Genomic DNA, 22,338 nt, shown 5'->3' on the forward strand with positions numbered 1-22,338 from the left:
ATGACTCGCAAGCAGCGGCGGTTGACGATGATCGGCGGAGCCCTCGTGGTGCTCGGAATCGCGGCGGCGCTGGTGCTGAACGCGCTGCGCGACTCCATCGTATTCTTCTCGACGCCGGTGATGGTCGCCGAACATCACATCAAGCCCGGCCAGCGCTTCCGCCTGGGCGGCCTGGTGGAGACGGGCTCGCTGGTCCGCGGCGACAATCTCGCGGTCAGGTTCAAGGTATCCGACGGCAGCGCGACGCTTCCGGTTGCTTATAAAGGCATCCTGCCGGATCTGTTCCGCGAGGGGCAGGGCGTGGTCGCCGAGGGCGCGCTCGATAGTTCGGGCGTATTCCGCGCCGACACCGTGCTGGCAAAGCACGACGAGACCTACATGCCGAAGGAAGTCGCCGACGCCCTGAAGAAGCAGGGCCACTGGAAGGACGACTACGGCGAACAGGCTTCCAGCAAACAGGGCGCGCAGGCCTCGAGCAAGCAGGGAGTGTCGCAATGATCGCAGAGGCCGGGCATTATGCGTTGGTGCTGGCGCTTGGTCTTGCGCTGATCCAGTCCACCATTCCGATCATTGGCGCGAGGCTGAACGATGGCGCGCTGATGAATGTCGCGCGCTCGACCGCGCTGGCGCAACTGGTGTTCGTCGGCGCGTCGTTCCTGGCGTTGGTGACGCTGCACGTCGTGTCCGACTTCTCGGTCGTCAACGTGTTCCAGAATTCGCATTCGCTCAAACCGATGATCTACAAGATCACCGGCGTCTGGGGCAATCACGAAGGCTCCATGCTGCTGTGGGTGACGATCCTCGCGCTGTTCGGCGGACTGGTCGCCGCGTTCGGCAACAATCTGCCGCTGTCGCTGCGCGCGCACGTTCTGGCGGTGCAGGCCTGGGTCGCGACCGCGTTCTATCTGTTCATCCTGCTGACATCGAATCCGTTCATGCGGATCGCCAATCCGCCGCTGGAAGGTCGCGATCTCAATCCGGTGCTGCAGGATATCGGGCTCGCGGTGCATCCGCCGATGCTGTATCTCGGCTACGTCGGATTCTCGATCTCGTTCTCCTTCGCCGTCGCCGCGCTGATCGAAGGCCGCATCGATGCCGCCTGGGCGCGCTGGGTGCGGCCATGGACGCTGATGGCGTGGATCTTCCTGACGCTCGGGATCTCGATGGGGTCGTACTGGGCCTATTACGAACTCGGCTGGGGCGGCTGGTGGTTCTGGGACCCGGTTGAGAACGCATCGCTGATGCCGTGGCTGGCTGGAACGGCGCTGCTGCATTCGTCTGTCGTGATGGAAAAGCGCAACGCGCTCAGGGTGTGGACCATCCTGCTCGCGATCCTGACCTTCTCGCTGTCGCTGCTCGGCACCTTCCTGGTGCGCTCCGGTGTGCTGACGTCGGTTCATGCCTTCGCCACCGATCCGACGCGCGGTGTCTTCATCCTGCTGATCCTGTGCACCTTCATCGGCGGCAGCCTGTCCTTGTATGTCTGGCGCGCCTCCGCCCTGAAGCAGGGCGGGCTGTTCGCGCCGATCTCGCGCGAGGGCGCGCTCGTGCTCAACAACCTGTTCCTGACCACGGCCTGCGCCACCGTCTTCGTCGGCACGCTGTATCCGCTGGCGCTCGAGGTCCTCACCGGCAACAGGATTTCGGTCGGCGCGCCGTTCTTCAATCTCACATTTGCTCCCTTGTTCGTGCCGCTGTTGATCGCGGTGCCGTTCGGCCCGTTGCTGGCGTGGAAGCGCGGCGATCTGGCCGGCGCCTCGCAACGGCTGATGGCGGCCGGAATCGGCAGCGTGATCGCGGTGGCCGTGCTGTGGGCATGGACGCGCGGCGGCAGTACCTTCGCGCCGCTGGCGATCGGACTGGCGGTGTTCGTGATTCTTGGCGCGCTGAGTGATCTTGCCGAGCGCATCAACCTGTTTCGTGCATCGCTCCCGGTATCGTTTCGCCGCGCCAAGGGGCTGCCGCGCTCGGCCTGGGGCACCGTCTTCGCTCACGCCGGCCTCGGCGTGGCCCTGATCGGCATCGTCTGCGAAACCACCTGGAACACCGAATTCATCGCGTCCATGAAGCCGAACGACGTGGCGCAGGTCGGCGGCTACAGCCTGACCTTCGATGGCACGTCGCAGCGGCAGCAATCCAATTATCGCGAACAGACCGCGCGCTTCACCGTGAGCAAAGGCGGGCAGCCGATCGCGGTGATGACGCCGTCGAAGCGCAACTTCACCACGCGCGCGGCATCGACCACGGAAGCCGCCCTGCTGACGCGAGGCGTAAGCCAGCTCTACATTTCGTTGGGAGATACCGCCGCCGATGGCTCGATCGCGGTGCGCATCTATCACAAGCCGATGGTGCTGCTGATCTGGTTCGGGCCGGTTCTGATGGCCTTCGGCGGCGTGCTGTCGTTGTCCGACCGCCGCCTGCGAGTTGGCGCGCCGAAGCCGGCTAAGGCTCTCCACGCCCTGCAGCCGGCGGAGTAGGGTTGTGTATGAGGTGATGCAAAGGACGCCGTGGCGGGGACAACTCAGTGCGGGTGGAAATTTCGCGCGCATCGTTGGCGTTCTTCTTCTCCTCGCGCTTACGATGGCGTCTCCCGTCCGTGCGGTGCAGCCCGACGAGATCATGTCCAATCCCGCCCAGGAGGCGCGCGCGCGCAACCTGTCGCGCGAGTTGCGCTGCATGGTGTGCCAGAACCAGTCGATCGACGATTCCTCGGCACCGCTGGCGCGCGACCTCCGTCTGCTGGTGCGCGAGCGCATCGCAGAGGGCGACAGCGATCAACAGGTGCTGGACTTTCTGGTCGCCCGTTACGGCGACTTCGTGCTGCTGAAGCCGCCCTTCGAGAAGAGCACTTTGCCGCTCTGGCTGCTGACCCCGCTGGTTCTGCTGGGCGGCGGACTCGCTCTCTGGGGATACAGCCGGCGGCGTTCGAAGGCGATGAAGGCGGCCGCGGATGCGCCGCCCCGCCTGAGCGAGGAAGAAGAGGCGCGGCTCGCAAAACTGATGGCCACGGAACCTTCCACGGGTGACCCGGTCTGACTGGACGCGTCGCCCTTCAGCGAAGCGCCTTTTTGCGAATGCGGCCGGCTTTTCGTTCGACGCGTTTTCTTCACCGCAAATTTCTTCACAGCGAAGCGATGCTCTTCGCTTGAAAATGTGATGCGTGCGCCAAACAGCCGCACGAGGCGTTTGCCATTGTTACCAAACATTAATTTCCCGGCCAGCCCACTGTAAGGCGCAAATCCCCATCTTCAGGGCATGAAGTGCCGGCCTTCGGCACCATATCAATCTGCTTCTGGAGACCCCGCATGACCGCCAGGCCCGACCATACACCGCCTTCTCCGTTCAAGCCCGCCCGCCGCTTCGGGGTCACCGCGCGCAAGCTCGCGTTGATGGCGTCCGTTGGCGCCGGCCTGGGTCTGGCCGCCTACGGGTTCAGCCCGTCGACGAACAAAGCCGATCTCTTCACCAGTCCCGCCTATGCGCAGGTCAACCATGACGTGAGCAAGGTGGCCCAGCCGATCGGTTTTGCCGACATCGTGGAGCGGGTGAAGCCGTCGGTGATTTCGGTGAAGGTTCGCATGAAGGACAAGGTTGCCGCCGGTGACGATGACGCGGAGTCGCCGTTCCGGCCTGGTTCGCCGATGGAACGGTTTTTCCGCCGCTTCGGCGGACCGGACGGCCTGCCGCCCGGATTGCGCGGCCGGCATGGCCATGGCGTCGTGACCGGGCAGGGCTCCGGGTTCTTCATTTCATCCGACGGCTATGCCGTGACCAACAACCATGTCGTAGACGGCGCCGACAAGGTCGAAGTCACGACCGACGACGGCAAGACCTACACCGCCAAGGTGATCGGCACCGATCCTCGTACCGACGTGGCCCTGATCAAGGTCGAGGGCGGCTCGAATTTCCCGTTTGCGAAGCTGTCGGATGACAAGGCGCGGATCGGCGACTGGGTGCTCGCGGTCGGCAACCCGTTCGGCCTCGGCGGCACCGTGACGGCGGGCATCGTGTCGGCCAGCGGCCGCGACATCGGCAACGGCCCCTATGACGATTTCATCCAGATCGACGCGCCCGTGAACAAGGGCAACTCCGGCGGTCCGGCCTTCAACATGAAGGGCGACGTGATCGGGGTGAACACCGCGATCTATTCGCCGTCCGGCGGCAGCGTCGGCATCGCGTTTTCGATTCCGGCCAACACCGTCAAGAATGTTGTCGCCCAGCTCAAGGACAAGGGCTCGGTGAGCCGCGGATGGATCGGTGTCCAGATTCAGCCGGTGACCGCGGACATCGCCGATAGTCTCGGCCTCAAGAAAGCCGAGGGCGCGCTGGTGGCTGAGCCGCAGGCCGACAGTCCGGCGGCGAAGGCCGGCATCCGGTCCGGCGACGTGATCACGGCCGTCAACGGCGCAACCGTCAAGGATGCGCGTGAACTGGCCCGGACCATCGGCGGCCTGGCGCCGGGGACGTCGATCAAGTTGAACGTCCTTCACAACGGTACGGACAAGGTCGTCAACCTGACGCTCGGCACTCTTCCCAATACCGTCGAAGCGAAAGCCGACCTGAACGACGAGGATCGCGGATCACTGCACGGCAGCGACATTCCCAGGCTCGGCATGACGGTCGCCCCGGCGGCGTCGGTTGCGGGCGCTGGCACGGCTGGCGTCGTCGTCGTCGATGTCGATCCGAAGAGCGCGGCCGCCGATCGTGGCTTCAAGGAAGGCGACGTGATCCTCGAGGTCGGAGGCAAGAGCGTTTCCAGTTCGACCGACGTGCGCGATGCGATCAAGGCGGCGCGCTCGGACAACAAGAACAGTGTTCTGATGCGGGTTCGCTCCGGCGACACGGCGCGTTTCGTGGCGATTCCGATCGCGAAGGGTTAGGGCATGATCCCGACCCCAAGGGCTGCGCCGGATCGAAAACAGGTGTGAACCTTGCAAGAATTGAACCTCGCAAGCACGAGGACAAGAGATGGGAAGCGTCGCCGGCATTAGTCGCCCCCGCTGACGGCACTTTCCGGGGGGCGGGCCAAAAGCCCGTCCCCTTGAGCCACCTTCCGATGGAAACAGCCCCCCTTCGTCGGAAGGACTAGGGCGGTGGAGTTGCCCCAAGCTCCACCGCCCGCTTTTTGCGGATTGCGGGGCGTATCTCGCCGCCTTGCGCGCGGGCGAGGGGCGCGCCATGGTGATGGAAAGACAACATCTTGGGTAGCCCCAGCAACCAGATGCGCCTGCTGATCATCGAAGACGATCGTGAGTCCGCGGACTATCTCGTGAAGGCGTTTCGCGAGGTCGGTCATGTCGCGGAGCTTGCCGGCGACGGCGAGGAGGGACTTTCGCTTGCCGACGGCGGGGACTACGACGTGCTGGTGATCGACCGGATGCTGCCGAAACGCGACGGGCTCTCCGTGATCGGCTCCCTGCGCGACAAGGGCAACCGGACACCAGTGCTCATCCTTTCCGCGCTCGGCCAGGTCGATGATCGCATCAAGGGCCTGCGCGCCGGGGGCGACGACTATCTGCCGAAACCCTACTCATTCGCCGAATTGCTGGCCCGGGTAGAAGTGCTGTCGCGCCGCCAGGGCGGCCGCGAGGAGACCGTCTATCGTGTCGGCGATCTCGAACTCGACCGGCTGTCGCATCGCGTCGCGCGGGGCGAGGAAGAACTGACGCTGCAGCCGCGCGAGTTTCGCCTGCTCGAATACCTCATGAAGCATGCGGGACAGGTCGTGACCCGGACCATGCTGCTGGAGAACGTCTGGGACTATCACTTCGATCCGCAGACCAACGTCATCGACGTGCATATTTCGCGGCTGCGCTCCAAGATCGACAAGGGGTTCGACCGGCCGCTGCTTCATACCATTCGCGGCGCAGGTTACATGATCCGCGATGACATACGGTAACGCCGGTGACGGCGTTCGGTAAGCTGTTCCGTACCACGGCGTTTCGGCTGACGTTGGTCTATCTGCTGCTGTTCGCGCTGTTCGCGGCTTCCCTTCTCGGATACTTCGCCTGGAATACCCGCCGCCTGATCACCGATCAGATCACGGCGACGGTGGGCGAGGAAATCGGCTTGCTCACCGGTGTATTCAACCGGCGCGGCTTGCGCGGCCTTGTCTTCGCGATCGAGAATCGCGCGTTGCGGCCGGGCTCCAATCTTTACCTGGTGACGACGCCGGCCGGACTGGCGGTCGCCGGCAATGTCGGCTCGCTTCAGCCCGGCGTGATGGAAACCACCGGCTGGAGCGAGACGGAGTACCGCCGGCTCGACGAGCAGGACAAGACCGACCATCTCGCATTGGTCAATGTGACGGAGCTGTCCAATGGATTTCGCCTGCTGATCGGTCGTGACCTTGAGGAGCGTCATCGCATCTTCGGCGTCGTGGCTTCGGCCGCGCAGTGGTCGCTTCTGATCGTCGTGATCCTCGGACTTGGCGGTGGCATCTTCGTGGCGCGCCGCGTGCTGCACCGGATCGATGCGATGACCGGAACCACGCAGCGCATCATGGCTGGCGACCTCGGCGGACGGCTTCCGGTGGGCCGCTCAGGCGATGAGCTTGACCGGCTTGCGGAGAACCTCAATGCGATGCTCGAACGCATTGAAGCGCTGATGAACGGGCTGAAGGAAGTCTCCGACAACATCGCCCACGACCTGAAGACGCCGCTGACGCGGCTGCGCAATCGCGCCGAGCAAGCGCTCGCCAACTCCGGCGAGGGGAACTATCGCGCCGCGTTGGAACAGACCATCGAGGAATCCGATGGCCTGATCCGGACCTTCAACGCGCTCCTGATGATCGCGCGGGCGGAATCGGGACAGGCGCGCGACAACATGGCGGATTTTGACGCCGCCGACGTCGCGCAGGGTATCCACGAGCTCTACGAGCCGCTGGCCGAAGACAACGGGTTGAGGCTCAGCGTGCGATCCGAGCCTGCGCCGGTGCATGGCAATCGCGAACTCATAAGCCAGGCGCTGGCAAACCTTGTCGAGAACGCGATCAAATACGGCCAGCCGAAAGCGGCCGCCCAGCCGCTCGGTGCGGACGCGACCGCCGCCGACAAAACCATCCTGATCGAAGCCCGCCGTGACGGCGACCGCATCATTCTCGCGGTGACCGATCACGGCTGCGGGATTCCCGAACCTAACCGCAAGCACGCCGTCGAACGCTTCGTGCGGCTCGAGACCAGCCGGACGCTGCCGGGGTCCGGCCTCGGCCTGAGCCTGGCATCGGCGGTGGCCACGTTGCACGGCGGCGATCTGACGCTCGACGATGCGCATCCTGGCTTGCGCGCGACGCTGTCGATCCCGGCGCGAAACGGTGAGGGGCTTGCGGCGCCGACGCCGGACGTGCAACAGATTGGCGCATGATTTCATCCGCGAAGGCCGACGCGGACCGGGCCTGTCTGGCGGCGCGTCTTGCGGACGGTCCAAAGGTGTTCGCGCGCGCCGAAGCCGAACGCCGCCTTGAAGACTGGCTGTCCGATCTGACGCCCGAGCGATCCGGCGCAATGCGGGCTTTGACCGCGGCATTTCCCCTGGTCCAGGCCATCCTGCTCGGCGTCGCGGAGTCGTCACCCTATCTTTTCGACCTGATGCGCGCCGATCCGGACCGGACGCTGCGTCTGTTTCGCGGCGAGCCCGAAGGCCATCTGGCGCGACTGATCGCGGAGATATCGGCAGCGGCGGAGTCCGGCGACGAAGCCGAGACCATGCGGCGGCTTCGCGCCGTCAAGGCGGAGGCAGCGCTTTTGATCGCGCTGTGCGACATCGGCGGGATCTGGCCGGTGATGCAGGTCACGGCGGGGTTGACCGACATCGCCGGTGCCGCGGTCCGCAGCGCGCTGCGATTCCTGTTGCGGCAGGAGATGGCGCGGGGCCGCCTGCAGCCTGCCCACATCGAGCGGCCCGAGGACGGCAGCGGCCTCGTGGTGCTCGCAATGGGCAAGATGGGTGCGGCCGAACTCAACTATTCCAGCGACATCGACCTGATCGTGTTTTTCGATCTCGCCGCGCCGACGCTTGCGCCCGGGATCGAGCCGCAGCCGTTCTTCGTGCGCCTTACGCAGTCGCTGGCGCGCATGCTGCAGCAGAGGACCGGCGACGGCTATGTCTTCCGGGTCGACCTGCGCTTGCGGCCGGATCCCGCCTCGACGCAGGTCGCCGTCTCGACCGCCGCCGCGCTCGATTATTACGAGCGGGAAGGGCGGACGTGGGAGCGCGCCGCCATGATCAAGGCGCGGCCCTGCGCCGGCGACCGCAAGGCTGGCGACGCCATGATCGCGGAGATATCGCCCTTCGTCTGGCGCAAGCATCTCGATTTCGCAGCCCTTGCCGACGTTCACGACATGAAGCGGCAGATGCAGACCTTTCGCGGGCAGAGCGAGATTGCGGTCGAGGGCCACAACGTCAAGATCGGTCGCGGCGGCATTCGCGAGATCGAGTTCTTCGCACAGACCCAGCAGTTGATCGCCGGCGGACGGCATCCCGAATTGCGGGTGCGTCCGACGCTGGAGGCGCTGAACATTCTTGCCTCGAGCAACTGGATCACGGAACAGGCGCGGGGCGAACTGACCGCCGCCTATCTGTTTTTGCGCAAGGTCGAGCATCGGGTCCAGATGATGGCAGATGAGCAGACGCACACGTTGCCTGCCGATGCCGAGGCGATGGAACGGTTCGCGCGCTTTCTCGGGTTTGACGATCGGGCGGGTTTTGCCGCCGAATTGCTCGTGCACCTGGATCGCGTGCAGGGACACTACAGCCGGCTGTTCGAAGGCGATCCGGCGGGCACCGCGACGTTGCCGTCGGTGGACTACAGTTCCGGACCTGAGGATGCGCGGCTTCTCGATCATCTGTCGAAGCTCGGCTTCAGGCAGCCGAGAATGGTCGCCGGCACCATCCAGCAATGGATGGCTGGTGGATATCGAGTCCTTAAGGTCGAGGCGACACGCGCCGCCTTCGAGGCATTCGTGCCCACGCTGATCGACGGCCTGGCGCGCGCGGAGGAGCCGGACAGTGCCGTGATGGCGTTCGATCGGTTCCTGCAGGCGCTGCAGCGCGGCGGCCGGCTGATCTCGCTGCTCAGCCAGAACAGGGATCTCGTTGCGCTGGTCGCGCTCGTGCTTGGAGCGGCGCCGCGGCTCGCCGACATGCTGGCGCGCCGGCCCCAGATCATGGACGGGCTGATCGATCCGCGTTTCTTCGGCGCCATGCCCGACCGGCAGGAACTGTCTGCGCGGCTGGCGGCTACACTCGCCGACGCCGATTCCTACGAGGAGTTTCTCGACCGGATGCGGCTGTTCGGCCAGGAAAGCCTGTTCCTGATCGGCACTCGCATCCTCTCCGGCACCGTGTCGGCGCGGCAGGCGGGGCACGTGTTCGCCGACGTGGCCGAGGGCATCGTCGATACCGTGCATGGCCTGGTGAGGCACCAGTTCTCCGGTCAGCACGGCCGGATCGCGGGGCAGGAGACCGCGATCGTTGCGATGGGCAAGCTCGGCAGCCGCGAGATGACGGCGTCGTCCGATCTCGACCTGATCCTGCTGTATGACTTCGATTCCGAACATCCGGACTCGGACGGAGCGCGGTCGCTGCACGGCGCGCAATATTTCGCGCGCTTCACCCAACGCCTCATCAGCGCTTTCACCACGCGGACCAACTACGGCATTCTCTATGAGGTGGATATGCGGCTGCGCCCCTCCGGGCGAGCCGGCCCTGTCGCGTCGCATATCGACTCGTTCGCCGACTACCAGGAGCACGAGGCCTGGACCTGGGAGCACATGGCGCTCACGCGTGCGCGGGTGATCTCGTCGTCGCCGGCGTTTCGCGCCCGGATAGAGCGCGTCATCCGGACCATTCTGACGCGGCGGCGTGATGCCCGGCTCATCGCCAGCGATGTTGCGGAAATGCGTCGCGCGATCGCGCTGGAAAAAGGCGAACAGGACATCTGGGACCTGAAACATGCCGCCGGTGGCATGGTCGATATCGATTTTATCGCGCAGTATCTTCAACTCGTCCATGCGGCGGACAAGCCGGACATTCTCAGCGTCAACACCCAGCAGGCGCTCGATAACGCGCAGCGGCTGGGTGTCCTGTCGTTGCCGGATGCGGAAATTCTGCGGCCCGCCGCGCGACTCTATCACGACCTGACCCAGATTCTCCGGCTCTGCGTCAGCGACAAATTCAAGCCCGAAACAGCGGGCGACGATCTGCTGCCGGTATTGGCGCGGGCCGGAGATGCTCCCGACTTCTCGGCGCTCGAAGCGCGCGTCCGCGATACCCAGGCAGATGTGCGCGGCGTATTTCTCAGACTGATGGAAGGCAAGACTTAAGCTGCGGCACAGGCCGGTTGCTCGCGGCAGCCGTGAAGCGGCAGCGTGATGCGGACCACGGTCCCCGTTCCGGGCTTTGAACGAAGTCGCATCGATCCGCCATGCAGGTTGACGAGCGACTTCGCGATCGCGAGTCCGAGGCCGGACCCCGCATGGGTTTTGGTCAACTGGCTTTCGACCTGTTCGAAGGGTTTGCCGAGCCTGCACAACGCGTGCGAATCGATGCCGATGCCGGTGTCGGCGATCGTCAGGGCGATGGAATTCTCGAGCATCTGACTTCGCACCAGAACTCGTCCGCCGTCGGGCGTGAACTTCACTGCGTTGGACAGCAGATTGACGATGATCTGCTTGACCGCGCGATGGTCGGCGACGATGGAAATGTCGTCGTCGGTCCTGACGTCGAATATCAGATTCTTGTCCGTCGCGCGGCCTGTGACGACCCGCAGCGATTCCGCCAGAGACCCGGAGAGATCGAGCGGCTCCATGTCGAGTTTCATGCGGCCCGCCTCGATCTTGGACATATCCAGGATGTCGTTGATGACTTCGAGCAGATACTGGCCGCTGGTCAGGATGTCGTGGCAGTATTCGTTGTACTTCGTCGAGCCGAGCGTTCCGAAGATACCGTTGCTCATGATCTCGGAGAATCCGATGATCGCATTGAGCGGCGTTCGCAGCTCGTGGCTCATATTGGCCAGGAATTTCGATTTTGCCCGGTTGGCGTCCTCGGCGCGATCCTTCTCCTCCGCGTATTTCCGGGCAAGGTCAGCGAGTTCGATCGCCTGTTGCTCGAGTGTTGCCTGCGTCCGTTTGAGATCGATGACGGTCGCCCGCAGCCGAAGGTCGTTTTCGACGAGCTTCTGCTCGTGCTCCTTGATCCGGGTGATGTCGGTACCGACCGACACATAGCCGCCGTCCTTGGTGCGGCGCTCGCTGATGTGAAGCCAATTGCCGTTATCCAGTTGCGCTTCGAATGTCCGCCCGCCGGGATTGGCCGTGCCGGTCCCGGGCTGTCGTGCCCTGATTTCGTGCATGCGGCCGACTTCGATCACGGTCTCGTAGGCTGTGCCGGGAGCGACCGCGCTGTCGGGAAGTTTGTGCAGGCGCTGGAAGTGGGAATTGCAAAGCACCAGGCGATCGTCGGCGTCCCATAGCACAAAGGCTTCCGGGATGGTTTCGATCGCGTCCCGCAGCCGCAGATCGGCTTCGACGGTTTTCTCGGCGAGGCTTTTCTGTTCGGTGATGTCGACGGCAATGCCGATCAGGTGAGCGCCTCTGCCGCCGGCGCCATGACCGAGCTCGCAACGCACGCGCAGCCAGATCCAGTGTCCGTCGCTGTGCTGCATCCGGAAACTCTGGTCGATATGACCGATCTTTCCCGCGATGAGCTGGTCCGCGATTTCAAACAGGTCGATGTCGTCGGAATTGACCAGCGAACTGACCTCGCCGAAGGTGAGCAGGTCGCTGCGGCTTTCCAGGCCGAGCATGGTGAACATCGATTGCGACCAGAAGATCCGCCCGCGCGACAGATCCCAGTCCCAGAGACCGCATCGGCCTCGGTTGAGCGCGGTATCGATCCGGCAGCGGACCGCGTCGTTGATGAGATCGCCCTCGCGCGCGCGGGTGGATTGCCAGTGGAAGGCAAAGCCCAGGATCAGGACCACGAACCCGGTCGTTGCCGACAGCGTGATCGAGAGCGCCGTATCCGGGCGCCAGATCGAATCGTTTTTTTCCTGGATGACGGTGACCTGGCCCAGCAACGATCTGACGACGCGCTGGGTCGCGAACGCGCTGCTGCCATCCAGAAGGACGATATCGGTGATGCTCGCGGGCGAGGTGCCGCGCAACGCGGGCGACTGCGCGACGCTGACGAGTTCAAGAATTCGGCTGGTCTCGCCAGGCGCCACCTCGAGCGGGACGCGCGCGAGAACACGCTGATCGGCGCCGGTGACGATGATATGGCGGCCGGGCGCGATCGCCCACGAGGGAATGAGTTCCGGCAACAGATTCTGGAGGCGCTCGACGGAGGCGGGGCGATCCTGGCGGATCACTCCGACGTGCTCAAGCCGCTCGGCCAGCAGGTCGGCGAGCGCGAGCAGATCGTGTTTCGTCATTGCCTGCTTTTGCCGGGTCTGATCGATGACCTGCACCAGGGCGCCAATGCATATCGTAACCAGGAAAGCGATGATCAGCGCGGGAACGGCGCGGCGAAGCACGGGTTCGGCGACCAATAGCCTGCGGTAGGCCGGTTTTGCGATCGATTGCGCCAATCCCTTGATTGAATCGGATTGAGCGCAAGCGCTCGCCGCCTGAGCGTGCGCCATGCCTTAGGCCCCCGTGAGAAATTTCCCTACGTCCGATCCGGAATGAGCAGCCCCGCCCCCTCCGAATCGCAGCGATTTGAATCCACTTTTTTGATGCTGTCGAGAGTCAACGATTCGTTAATACGAAATAAATTTGTCCAATGGAGATTTCAGGAGTCTTCGCGGTCGCCTTTTGTGAGTCCGAAACGAGAACATGGTCCTGCAACAGCGATCAGCTTCCGCGCGGCGGCTCGGCGTGACTGATGACGCGCTTGACGCTCGGGAAGGCGCGTCGCAACGCGCGTTCGATCGCGTCGACCTGGTCATGCACCCTGGCGACGCTCATCGACGGGGCGGCGCGGCAATGGAAGTTGACGATCTCGCCCGCATCGGTGTTCCGGACGCGCACATTGTGAATGTCATGGATCGCACCGCCCTCGGCGAAACCGGACAAGGCCTTTCGGATGACATCGATCCGTGCGGGAGCGGCGTCCGTCCCGAGCGGAAGCTCCGGCTCCAGCGGCTCGATGTGCGTGTCCACCTCGACGTCGGCGCCGAATGCGTGGCGGATGTCATGCTCCAGCCGGTGTGCGATCGCATGGGCGTCCACCAGCGCCATGTCGCCATCGACCTCCAGATCGATGCTGACCGTCAGTTTTTCTCCGAGGTCGTGCACGGTGACGTGGTGAATCGCGAGCCCCGAATTGCGGGCGATGACCATGATGCGCTCGCGGACGCTTTCGTTGTCGTGCGCGACCGGTATCGCGGTGAATGTCAGATCGGCATCGCCGAGAGCGGCGGACACGGCGTCCTGCGCCTGCTGCTTGATGGCGTCGATGCGGTCGATCGGATAGGTTCGCGGCACCTTGGCGATCACGTCGACAAAATGCCGGGGACCGACCATCCGGACCCGCAAACGCTCGATATCGATGATGCCCGGCAATGTTCTGATCGCGGCGCGGGCCCGCTCGGCGGACCCTTCCGGCGCGCGATCCAGCAGCGTTTCCACGGTGGCACGTCCGAGCCGCAAACCCAGCACGGAGATCAGCACGGCGACGCCGATCGCAGCCGCGGCATCGCCCCACGCGTAGCCCAGTCCGGACAGCGCCAGCCCAATGATGACGGCGACCGATCCGAGGACGTCGGAAGCAAAGTGCAGGGCGTCGGCCTCCAGCGCCTGACTGCGGGTATCAAGCGCGGTCCGGTGCAGCGCTCGGGCACGCCAGAAATTGACGGCGATGTCGACCGCCAGCACGACGAACGGAATGGCGGAGAGCGTCGGCGGCGGCACTCCATCGCGCAAGTGGGCGTAGGCCTGCACCACGATGCCGCCCGCAAGGACGTAGAGAAGGGCGATGACGCCAAGGGCCGAAAGGCTTTCGATCTTGCCGTGGCCGTAGTGATGCTCGTCATCGGCGGGCCGGTCGGAAATCCTTACCACGATCCAGGTTGCGACCGTAGCGACGAGATCGACCGAACTGTGCAGCGCCTCGGAAATCAGCGCCAGACTTCCGATCGCCACGCCGACCACGAACTTGACCGCCGCCATGCTGGCGCTGGCGGCTATCGAAACGGCGGCGACCCTCGTTTTGGAATTGGAGGCAAGACCTGACATCCGCGGAGGTTTAGCAGTCCGGCTTTCCGGATAAAAGCGCGCGTGACAGCGCAATTGCCACTCATTCGCGGCCCGACTTCCTCGTTGCGAATTGTTCCGATTTCAGATGTGCCCATGCGGCGCCGCCAGCCGCCGCTGATCGGGATCTTGATCCATTGCGGCAAACCAGGCGATCGCCGCAGCGACCGCGAGGCCCGCACACGTTGCCACGGCGTCGACCAGGAAATCCTCCAGCCGCGCATGGCGGCCGGGCGCCCATAGTTGCATGATCTCGAGCAGACCTACCAGCATGACGGACATCGGCGCGACAAGCAGGCGCCGGTGCGGAAATGCCAGGCCGACGGCGACGCCAACCAGGACGAAGGCAAGGGCGTGTTCACCGTCCTGCCCAAGCGGGGAGTGCGGGCGATAGCGCGGCGGCCCGAGCGTCGCGAACACGACCGCCGCGATCAGGACGAAGGTGCATAAGCGGAAGAGATTCCTCATCGCCATCGCATAGCATGATTTGCCCTCGCGCAAAGGGCGGCACGGCCCGGCCTCGCTCCGATTTGTGCCGGGCGGACGATCGGACGCGGCGAGGGGCGCTCGAAGTAAGCTGTTATAAATCCCATAAGGTGTGTTTTTTTGGCTGTATTTCGAAATATTGTTTTCCGGGCCGAATCAACAGACAGGATCGATGATGGCAACCCAGATGACGAAATCACAGCTCGTTGAGAAAGTCTCGGCTCAGGCCGGATTATCGAAGAAGGACGTGAAGGGCGTTCTCGAGGCGCTTGCGACCACAGGCTACAAGGAGCTCAAGAAGACCGGCACCTTTCTGCTGCCGGGCTTTGCAAAGTTCGTGGTTATCAAGAAGCCGGCGACCAAGGCGCGCAAGGGCACCAACCCGTTCACCGGCGAGCCGATGACCTTCAAGGCGAAGCCGGCCCGAAAGATCGTCAGGGCGCGGCCGGTCAAGGCTGCGAAAGACGCGGTGTGATGCAGGGGCCCTTCGGGGCCCTTGTTTTTTTGGTGATCCCTGTCTGGTCGCTATTCGCTGGCAGCGGGCTTCCGGCGGCTGACTGGCGTGGTGGACTTTGCCTGAGACCATCACGATCATCACATTCCCGTGCAGGGCGAGCGCGCTCTGCACCGGCGGCAGAACGATCATACATCCTGCGAAAGGGCATAGGACGAAAATCGGAGTTACAAAGTTCGCCGGGCGTGGTTCTATTTGACCGATGAGAAATCGCCTGGGAGGATCCCCGTGGCCAGGATCACATTGACGGTCAATGGCAAGCCGGTTTCGGCTGAGGTTGAAGACCGGACGCTTCTCGTTCACCTGCTGCGCGATCATCTGGGACTGACCGGCACACATGTCGGCTGCGATACCAGCCAGTGCGGCGCATGCACCGTTCATATCGACGGCCGTGCAATCAAGTCCTGCACGGTTCTGGTCGGGCAGGCCAACGGCACGAGCATCACGACCATCGAAGGCATCGCCAACGGCGACGAACTGCATCCGATGCAGGCGGCGTTCCGTGACAATCACGGGCTCCAGTGCGGCTTCTGCACGCCCGGCATGATTATGGCTTCGATCGACATCGTGCGCCGCCATGGCGCGGGGCTGACCGAGGACATTCTGCGTCAGGAGCTGGAAGGCAATATCTGCCGCTGCACCGGCTATCACAACATCGTCAAATCGGTGCTCGACGCCGCCGGCCGGATGACGACGGCGCAGGCCGCGGAATAACCCCGCAGGCCGCTCAGGAAACTCCGGTCGCGCCGTATTTCGATGGAAGAGGCGCGGCATCACTCCGAAGGGAGCGAATAATGGGAATCGAGGGAATCGGCGCACGCGCGCTACGCAAGGAAGACAAGCGCTTCATCACCGGCAGGGGTCGCTACGTCGACGATATCCGCCTGCACGGCATGACCTATGCCGCGTTCGTGCGCAGCCCCTACGCCCATGCCAAGGTGACCGCGATTGACACCGCGCCGGCGCTTGCGATGCCGGGCGTGGTTGCCGTCCTGACCGGCAGGGAGCTGGTCGACGACAAGATCGGCAACCTGATCTGCGGCTGGATGATTCATTCCAAAGACGGCTCACCGATGAAGATGGGGGCGTGGCCCGCCATGGCGCCGGAGACCGTACGTTTCGTCGGGCAGGCCGTTGCCGTCGTCATCGCCGAGACGCGCAACCAGGCGCGCGACGCGGCCGAAGCGGTTGCGGTGACGTACGAGGAGCTGCCGGCCGTCGTCGATATGCGCGAGGCGGTCGCGAGCGGCGCGCCGCAGCTTCATCCGGAGGCGCCGGGCAATGTGATCTTCGATTGGACGCTCGGCGATGAAGCCGCGACCGACGCGGCGTTCAAGGCGGCCGCGAATGTGGTTTCGCTCGACATCACCAACAATCGTCTGACGCCCAATGCGATCGAGCCGCGCGCCGCGATCGCGGAGTATGATCCGGCCGAGGAGCACTTCACGCTCTATACCACCTCGCAGAATCCGCATGTGGCGCGGCTCGTGCTCTCGGCGTTCTACAATATCGCGCAGGAGCACAAGCTGCGGGTGATCGCGCCCGATGTCGGCGGCGGGTTCGGCTCGAAAATCTTCATCTACCCCGAGGAGATGGTGGCGCTGTGGGCCGCGAAGAAAACCGGCCGCCCGGTGAAATGGACCGCCGACCGCACCGAGTCATTCCTGACCGACGCGCACGGCCGCGATCATCTGACCAGGGCCGAGATGGCGTTCGACAAGGACAACAGGATCACGGGATTGCGCGTGAAGACCCATGCCAATCTCGGCGCCTATATGTCGCTGTTCTCCTCATCGGTGCCGACCTATCTGTACGCGACGCTGCTGTCGGGCCAGTACGACATTCCCAACATCTTCGCCGAGGTGATCAGCGTCTATACCAACACCGCGCCGGTGGACGCCTATCGTGGCGCGGGCCGGCCCGAGGCGAGCTTCGTCGTCGAACGGCTGATGGAAACCGCGGCGCGCCAGCTCAAGGTCGATCCGACCGAACTGCGGCGCAAGAACTTCATCACCCAGTTTCCGCATCAGACGCCGGTCATCATGGCTTACGACACCGGCGACTTTAACGCGTCGCTCGATGCCGCCATGAAGGCGATCGATTATGCCGGCTTCGCCGCGCGCAAGGCCAAGGCAAAGGGCGAGGGCAGGCTGCGCGGCATCGGCGTGTCCTGCTATATCGAAGCCTGCGGCATCGCGCCGTCAAAGGCCGTCGGCAGCCTCGGAGCTGGCGTCGGCTTGTGGGAATCCGCGGAGGTGCGGGTCAATCCGGTCGGGACCATAGAAGTCCTGACGGGATCGCACAGTCACGGCCAGGGGCACGAGACGGCATTTGCGCAAGTGGTTGCCGGCCGTCTCGGAATTTCGATCGATCAGGTCCAGATCGTGCACGGCGACACCGACAAGGTGCAATTCGGCATGGGCACCTACGGCTCGCGCTCGGCAGCCGTGGGCCTGTCGGCCATCGTCAAGGCGATGGAGAAGGTGGAGGCGAAGGCGAAGAAGATCGTTGCGCATCAGCTTGAGGCGTCGGAAAACGACATCGTCATCGAGGAGGGCCAGTTCAAGGTGGCCGGCACCGACAAGACCATCGCGCTGCCGATGGTCGCGCTTGCCGCCTACACCGCGCACAACCTGCCAGACGGCATGGAGCCGGGGCTGAAGGAGAGCGCGTTCTACGATCCGACCAACTTCACGTTTCCGGCGGGCGCCTACATCTGCGAGGTCGAGGTCGACGCCGGCACCGGCAAGACGACATTCGTCAACTTCGTCGCGGCGGACGACTTCGGCCGCCTCATCAATCCGATGATCGTCGAAGGGCAGGTCCATGGCGGTCTCGCCCAGGGCATCGGTCAGGCGCTGCTGGAGCACGCGGTCTATGACGAGAACGGTCAGTTGCTCACCGCCTCGTTCATGGACTATGCGATGCCGCGCGCCGAGGACCTGCCGTCCTTCAACATCCAGCACACCATGACGGAGTGTCCGGGCAATCCGCTCGGCGTGAAGGGTTGCGGCGAGGCCGGTGCGATCGGCGCATCTGCCGCCGTCATCAACGCCATCGCCGACGCCATCGGCAACAACGATCTCGCGATGCCGGCATCGCCCGACCGCGTCTGGCGCGCGATTCACGGCTGAACGGCGGGCAGGGAGACGCGGCCATGTATCAGACCACCTATCATCGCCCCGCCAGCATCGACGAAGCCGTCTCGCTGTTCGCCAAGGCTTCCGATCCGAAATATCTCGCCGGCGGGCACACGTTGCTGCCGGTGATGAAGCAGCGGCTTGCGGCTCCCTCCGACGTGATCGATCTTGCCGGGATCAGGGAACTGGTCGGTATCGAGGCGTCCGGCGACACGCTCACGATCAGGGCGGCGACGACCTATTATGACATCATGACCAACGCCGATGTGAAGAAGGCGATTCCGGCGCTGGTGCATCTGACGTCGTTGCTCGGCGATCCGGCGGTTCGTTATCGCGGCACCATCGGCGGATCGATCGCCAACAACGATCCGGCCGCCGACTATCCGGCCGCCGTTCTGGCGCTCGGCGCAACTGTGAAGACCAACAAACGGTTGATCGCAGCCGATGATTTCTTCAAAGGGCTGTTCACGACGGCACTGGAAGACGGCGAGATCATCACCGAGGTCGCTTTCCCGATTCCGGAAAGAGCCGGCTACGCCAAGATGCGTCATCCGGCTTCGCGCTTCGCGTTGACGGGTGTGTTCGTTGCAAAGACCGGGGCAGGCGACGTCCGCGTGGCCGCGACGGGCGCGTCGCAGAATGGCGTGATGCGCGTCAGCGCGATCGAGGCGGCGCTCAAGGCCGACTGGTCTCCATCGGCGCTGGACGCGATCAGGATTGCTGATGCGGACATGATCGCTGACATTCACGGATCGGCGGCCTATCGTGCCAATCTGGTCAAGGTCATGGCCCAGCGCGCCGTCCAGCAGGCGAACTGATCCGGCCGATCCGAATTCGTATTATGCGGACCACGTTCAAGGCGCTGCCTTGCGGCGATCGGTTGGCGTTTGCCGATGTTTCAAAAGATGTATTGACTGTAGATCTTAATCAGGTGAGTATACATACATACAGAGTGATTCTTTGATTCTCCGAATGTGAAGGCAAAGCTCTTTCCGAAGGCCCCTTGGGCGACAGGAGCGGTCATGTGTCAGACCACTGAAGAGATTGATGTCGCCGAAATCGACTTCCGCAATCTGGAGCCGGCGCAACGCAGTACCAAGGCTTTTCGGATCGTTGGCGACCTCAGGGCGGGCGAGTCATTCGTCCTGGTCAACGATCACGATCCGATGCCGCTCTACTCTCAGATCCAGGCCAGGCATCCCGGCGAGTTTTCGTGGACTTATCTGGAGCAGGGTCCATCGGTCTGGAAGGTGGAGATCGCCAAACAGTTCAAGGTGGCTTGACCCACACAGCGGTCGGAGACGACCGCCCTGCCACCTTCGTCGACAAGAAGATCTTCCGCAGGGATCGCTTGTCGACCGCGCCGGCGGCTCTCACTCCGCCGGCGCCTCCCTTTTTAAAGCAGGACGCGGTGGTGTTCGTCGGCGGGTCGCCATCGTGTCAGGGAATATTCCAGATATCTTCGGCATATTCCCGGATGGTGCGGTCGGACGAGAACCATGCCATGCGTGCGACATTAAGAATGCTTGAGCGTGTCCACTCCGGACCATGCCATTTCGTGTCGACGGCGCGTTGCGTCCGGTAGTAATTCTCGAAATCCGCCGACACCATGTAGTGATCGAGAAACCGCAGCGCGTGTGCGATGGGCGCAAAACGCGAAACGTCGTCCGGCGAAAACACGCCGCGTTCGATGGCGTCGATCACGCCGGCCAGCCTCGACGACGACGAGATGACGTCGGTGGCGTCCAGTCCGGTGGCGCGGCGCCGGACAACCTCGTCCGCTGTCATGCCGAAAATGAAAATATTGTCCTCGCCGACGTGCTCGAGAATTTCGATATTGGCGCCGTCGAGCGTTCCGATCGTGATAGCGCCATTCAGTGCGAGCTTCATATTGCCGGTTCCGGAAGCTTCCATACCGGCGGTGGAAATCTGTTCGGACAGATCGCTCGCCGGGACGATGACCTCGGCGGCGCTGACGTTATAGTTCGGCAGGAAGACGACCTTGAGGAGGCCTTTAATCGCGGGATCGTTGTTGATCACCTCGCCGATGTCGTTGATGAACTTGATGATCAGCTTGGCCTGCCGATAGCTCGCAGCCGCCTTTCCGGCAAAAATCTTGACGCGCGGCGTCCAGTTTCCGTCCGGGTCGGCTAGGATGGCCTGATAGAGCGCCACCGCCTCGATCGCGTTGAGAAGTTGACGCTTGTATTCGTGAATACGCTTGATCTGGACGTCGAACAGTGCCGACGGATCGACGGCGATACCAAGCCGGCTGGCAATGATCTGGGCGAGCGCAATCTTGTTGGCCCGCTTGACGGCCTGGAAGCGTTGCTGGAACGCGCGGTCATCCGATAATCGCTCCAGCATTCGCAACCGCTCGGGTTCATCAAGAACCGCGACGCCGCATGCATCCTGCAGCAGTGATGTGAGTTTCGGATTGCATTGATGCAGCCAGCGGCGGAAGGTGATGCCGTTGGTCTTGTTGGTGATGCGGCCGGGATAAAGGCTGTTCAGGTCGGCGAACACGGTTTCGCGCATGAGCTCGCTGTGCATGGCTGAGACGCCATTGATGCGATGGGAGCCGACGAAGGCGAGATGGCCCATGCGAACGCGGCGGCCGCCGGTTTCGTCGATCAGCGATACCGATGCGCTAAATCGACTATCGGCTCCCGAATGCTTTTCCGCCGCCGCAAGATGGTCCGCGTTGATCCGGTACACGATGTCGAGATGGCGCGGCAGCATCCGCTCAAACAGTTCGGCCGGCCAGGTCTCGAGCGCTTCCGGCAACAGAGTGTGGTTGGTGTAGGAGATTGTCCTGGTGGTGATGTCCCAGGCATCGTCCCAATCGATCTGATATTTATCTATCAGCAGTCGCATCAGTTCGGGAACAGCGAGGCTCGGATGGGTATCGTTGAGCTGAATCGCGGCATGAGATGGCAGCGATCGGATATCGCCCTCGGTATGCAGATGGCGGTCGAGAATATCCTGCAGCGAGGCGGAAACGAAAAAGTATTCCTGACGCAGGCGCAATTCGCGGCCGGCCGGCGTTTCGTCGCTCGGGTAAAGAAATTTCGAGATCGCTTCTGCGCGCGCCATCTCCGACATCGCGCCAAGATGATCGCCGCTGTTGAAGGTGTCGAGGCGCATCGAATCGACCGCGCGTGCGGACCACAGCCTTAGCGCATTGACGTGACGGCCGCGCCAGCCGACGATCGGCGTGTCGTAGGCGACCGCCTGAATGGTCTCATCCGGTATCCAGAGCGTACGGGCCGGCATGCCGGGCTGCTCGATGCGCTCCAGGCGTCCGCCATACTGGATGTCGAAGATCACGTCGCTGCGTTCGAATTCCCAGGGGTTTCCGGAGAGAAGCCACTGCTCGGGAAACTCCTCCTGCCATCCGTTTGAAACGATCTGACGAAACAGTCCGTGCTCATAACGAATGCCGTAGCCTTGCGCCGGGATCGCAAGGGTTGCCATGCTTTCCATGAAGCACGCAGCCAGTCGGCCCAGGCCGCCATTGCCGAGCGCGGCGTCGGGTTCCACATCGCGCAGTGCGTCAAAATTGATGCCGAGGTCTTCGATCGCCGTGCGAAACGGCTGCATCAGCGACATGTTGGTCAGGGCATCGGTCAGCAGCCGTCCGATCAGGAATTCGAGCGACAGATAATAGACGCGCTTGTCACCGTTGTTCTGAGCGGATCGATCGGATTGAAGCCATTGATAGACGATGCGGTCGCGCAGCGTCAGCGCCGTCGCAACATACCAGTCGTGAATGTTGGCGTGTTTCACATCCTTTCCGGCGACCAGAATGATCTTTGACAGGATCGCGCTCTTGATCTCCGCGACGATTCGATCGTCTCCGGAGCCGGTTGGCATCGACGTATCATCGTCGAAGCTGCGATCCTGCTTGGGGAAAAGTTTGAAGACCATCCTGTAATCCAGA

16 protein-coding genes are annotated in these 22,338 nt (G+C 63.4%); 12 read left to right on the forward strand and 4 right to left on the reverse strand.

Annotated elements, in window-relative coordinates:
- The 7 genes from ccmE to ACS3WA_RS06730 all read left to right on the forward strand — a co-directional run bounded on the left by ccmE (position 1) and on the right by ACS3WA_RS06730 (position 10,322).
- The gene (gene ccmE / locus ACS3WA_RS06700; RefSeq protein WP_438277764.1) at positions 1-498 is read left to right on the forward strand and encodes a cytochrome c maturation protein CcmE; all 498 of its coding nucleotides are present in this window, start codon (positions 1-3) and stop codon (positions 496-498) included.
- Positions 495-2,477: a heme lyase CcmF/NrfE family subunit gene (locus ACS3WA_RS06705; RefSeq protein ID WP_438277765.1), complete on the forward strand. Its 1,983-nt coding sequence runs from the start codon at positions 495-497 to the stop codon at positions 2,475-2,477. The genes ccmE and ACS3WA_RS06705 overlap by 4 nt, the downstream gene beginning before the upstream one ends.
- 16 nt (positions 2,478-2,493) lie before the next feature.
- Positions 2,494-3,036 carry a cytochrome c-type biogenesis protein gene (locus tag ACS3WA_RS06710; RefSeq protein ID WP_438278025.1) on the forward strand — a complete coding sequence of 181 codons (543 nt, stop codon included), beginning with the start codon at positions 2,494-2,496 and terminating at the stop codon, positions 3,034-3,036.
- Between the two features lie 269 nt (positions 3,037-3,305).
- Entirely contained in the window at positions 3,306-4,880 is a 1,575-nt protein-coding gene (locus ACS3WA_RS06715; RefSeq protein ID WP_438277766.1) for a Do family serine endopeptidase, read from the forward strand.
- A gap of 341 nt (positions 4,881-5,221) precedes the next feature.
- Positions 5,222-5,899, forward strand: coding sequence for a response regulator transcription factor (locus tag ACS3WA_RS06720; RefSeq protein WP_438278026.1), 678 nt, complete (start codon positions 5,222-5,224; stop codon positions 5,897-5,899).
- A gap of 5 nt (positions 5,900-5,904) precedes the next feature.
- A complete protein-coding gene (locus ACS3WA_RS06725) occupies positions 5,905-7,362 on the forward strand; it encodes a sensor histidine kinase (protein ID WP_438277767.1) in 1,458 nt (485 codons plus the stop codon).
- Positions 7,359-10,322: a bifunctional [glutamine synthetase] adenylyltransferase/[glutamine synthetase]-adenylyl-L-tyrosine phosphorylase gene (locus ACS3WA_RS06730; RefSeq protein WP_438277768.1), complete on the forward strand. Its 2,964-nt coding sequence runs from the start codon at positions 7,359-7,361 to the stop codon at positions 10,320-10,322. Before ACS3WA_RS06725 ends, ACS3WA_RS06730 begins: the two co-directional genes overlap by 4 nt.
- Here the strand turns inward: ACS3WA_RS06730 and ACS3WA_RS06735 are convergent.
- The 3 genes from ACS3WA_RS06735 to ACS3WA_RS06745 all read right to left on the reverse strand — a co-directional run bounded on the left by ACS3WA_RS06735 (position 10,319) and on the right by ACS3WA_RS06745 (position 14,723).
- The gene (locus tag ACS3WA_RS06735) at positions 10,319-12,643 is read right to left on the reverse strand and encodes a PAS domain-containing sensor histidine kinase (protein WP_438277769.1); all 2,325 of its coding nucleotides are present in this window, start codon (positions 12,641-12,643) and stop codon (positions 10,319-10,321) included. The genes ACS3WA_RS06730 and ACS3WA_RS06735 overlap by 4 nt on opposite strands.
- Before the next feature lie 211 nt (positions 12,644-12,854).
- The gene (locus tag ACS3WA_RS06740; protein ID WP_438277770.1) at positions 12,855-14,237 is read right to left on the reverse strand and encodes a cation-efflux pump; all 1,383 of its coding nucleotides are present in this window, start codon (positions 14,235-14,237) and stop codon (positions 12,855-12,857) included.
- Positions 14,238-14,339: 102 nt separating this feature from the next.
- Positions 14,340-14,723 (reverse strand): VanZ family protein, encoded by a 384-nt coding sequence (locus ACS3WA_RS06745; RefSeq protein ID WP_438277771.1) that lies wholly within the window; start codon positions 14,721-14,723, stop codon positions 14,340-14,342.
- A gap of 193 nt (positions 14,724-14,916) precedes the next feature.
- Here ACS3WA_RS06745 and ACS3WA_RS06750 point away from each other — a divergent pair, with 193 nt between their 5' ends.
- The 5 genes from ACS3WA_RS06750 to ACS3WA_RS06770 all read left to right on the forward strand — a co-directional run bounded on the left by ACS3WA_RS06750 (position 14,917) and on the right by ACS3WA_RS06770 (position 19,678).
- Positions 14,917-15,216 carry an HU family DNA-binding protein gene (locus tag ACS3WA_RS06750; RefSeq protein WP_292612135.1) on the forward strand — a complete coding sequence of 100 codons (300 nt, stop codon included), beginning with the start codon at positions 14,917-14,919 and terminating at the stop codon, positions 15,214-15,216.
- A gap of 267 nt (positions 15,217-15,483) precedes the next feature.
- Entirely contained in the window at positions 15,484-15,969 is a 486-nt protein-coding gene (locus ACS3WA_RS06755) for a (2Fe-2S)-binding protein (protein WP_438277772.1), read from the forward strand.
- Positions 15,970-16,049: 80 nt separating this feature from the next.
- Positions 16,050-18,389, forward strand: coding sequence for a xanthine dehydrogenase family protein molybdopterin-binding subunit (locus ACS3WA_RS06760; RefSeq protein WP_438277773.1), 2,340 nt, complete (start codon positions 16,050-16,052; stop codon positions 18,387-18,389).
- A gap of 23 nt (positions 18,390-18,412) precedes the next feature.
- Positions 18,413-19,213: an FAD binding domain-containing protein gene (locus ACS3WA_RS06765; protein ID WP_438277774.1), complete on the forward strand. Its 801-nt coding sequence runs from the start codon at positions 18,413-18,415 to the stop codon at positions 19,211-19,213.
- A gap of 204 nt (positions 19,214-19,417) precedes the next feature.
- Positions 19,418-19,678 carry a DUF2249 domain-containing protein gene (locus ACS3WA_RS06770; protein WP_438277775.1) on the forward strand — a complete coding sequence of 87 codons (261 nt, stop codon included), beginning with the start codon at positions 19,418-19,420 and terminating at the stop codon, positions 19,676-19,678.
- 157 nt (positions 19,679-19,835) lie between these two features.
- Here the strand turns inward: ACS3WA_RS06770 and ACS3WA_RS06775 are convergent, their stop codons facing one another.
- The gene (locus ACS3WA_RS06775) at positions 19,836-22,325 is read right to left on the reverse strand and encodes a glycogen/starch/alpha-glucan phosphorylase (protein ID WP_438277776.1); all 2,490 of its coding nucleotides are present in this window, start codon (positions 22,323-22,325) and stop codon (positions 19,836-19,838) included.
- Between the last annotated feature and the right edge of the window lie 13 nt (positions 22,326-22,338).

The organism is Nitrobacter sp., from assembly GCF_051535235.1.
Lineage (GTDB): Bacteria > Pseudomonadota > Alphaproteobacteria > Rhizobiales > Xanthobacteraceae > Nitrobacter.